This is a genomic window from Streptomyces sp. NPDC026394 (assembly GCF_055567735.1).
The window spans coordinates 1-1,022 of sequence record NZ_JBVHPX010000076.1; the positions used below are offsets into that span (position 1 = coordinate 1).

Below are 1,022 nucleotides of genomic sequence, written 5' to 3' on the forward strand. Positions count from 1 at the left end.
CCGGGGGCGTTTCCCGAGGACGCGACGCTGGTGCGGCGCTGGTCGCTGCCGTATCTCAAGGCGCTGGCGCAGGCGGAGTTCTGGGTGGACAACCAGTCCTTCCCGCTGAAGCTGGCCAAGCGCCCGGAGACGACCTACCTCCAGACCTGGCACGGCTCGGCGCTGAAGAAGATGGGCTTCGACCAGCCGGCGCAGAAGACGCTGACCCGGGCCCAGCAGGCCGAGCAGCAGCGGGCGCTGGACCGCTTCGACCGGTTCCTGGTGCGCTCCGAGCACGATGTGCGCACCCTGGCCCGGGCGTTTCGGCTGCCGGAGCGGGCGCTGCTGCGGGTGGGCTATCCGCGCAACGACGCGCTGGTGCAGGCCCGCCGGCGCGAGGAGGCGGGCCAGGCGCGCCGGCGCGGGCCGCTGGCGGCCGAGCTGGGCATCCCGGCCGGCAAGCAGGTGCTGCTGTATGCGCCGACGTTTCGCACCAGCGGGGGCCGCTCGCACCGCTTCGAGCTGCCCTTCGATGTGGAGCGCTTCGCCGAGCGGTTCGCCGACCGCTATGTGCTGCTGGTGCGCTCGCACTACCTCAACCATGTCACGCTGCCGCCGACGGTGGCCGGCTCGGTCCTCGACGTCTCGGCGCACCATGACGTGGCGCCGTTCCTGGAGCTGGCCGATGTGCTGGTGACCGACTACTCGTCGGTGATGTTCGACTATGCGCTGCTGGACCGGCCGATGGTGTTCTTCACCTACGACTACCAGGCCTACGTCCAGGAGCAGCGCGGCACCTACTTCGATCTGCGCGAGCACGCGCCGGGGCCGCTGGTGGAGGACGAGGAGGCCTTCTTCGGCGCGCTGGAGGACCTCGCCGACGGCGGGCAGCACTACGCCGCGGCCCGCAAGCGCTTTGTTGCCCACTTCGGCGAGTACGAGCGCGGGGACGCCGCCCGCACCCTCGTCGAGCAGTTCTTCGCCCACTGGAGCCGTTGATGACCACCACCCCCACCACCGCAGACACCCACCCGGCCCCCGCC

The 1,022-nt window shown here is 71.2% G+C and carries 1 protein-coding gene; it reads left to right on the forward strand.

All coding sequences use genetic code 11. The annotated features are described in order from the left end of the window. On the forward strand, positions 1–978 hold a 978-nt coding region (locus ACZ4QV_RS42500), incomplete at its 5' end, for a CDP-glycerol glycerophosphotransferase family protein (protein WP_467764574.1). Positions 979–1,022 lie beyond the last annotated feature (44 nt).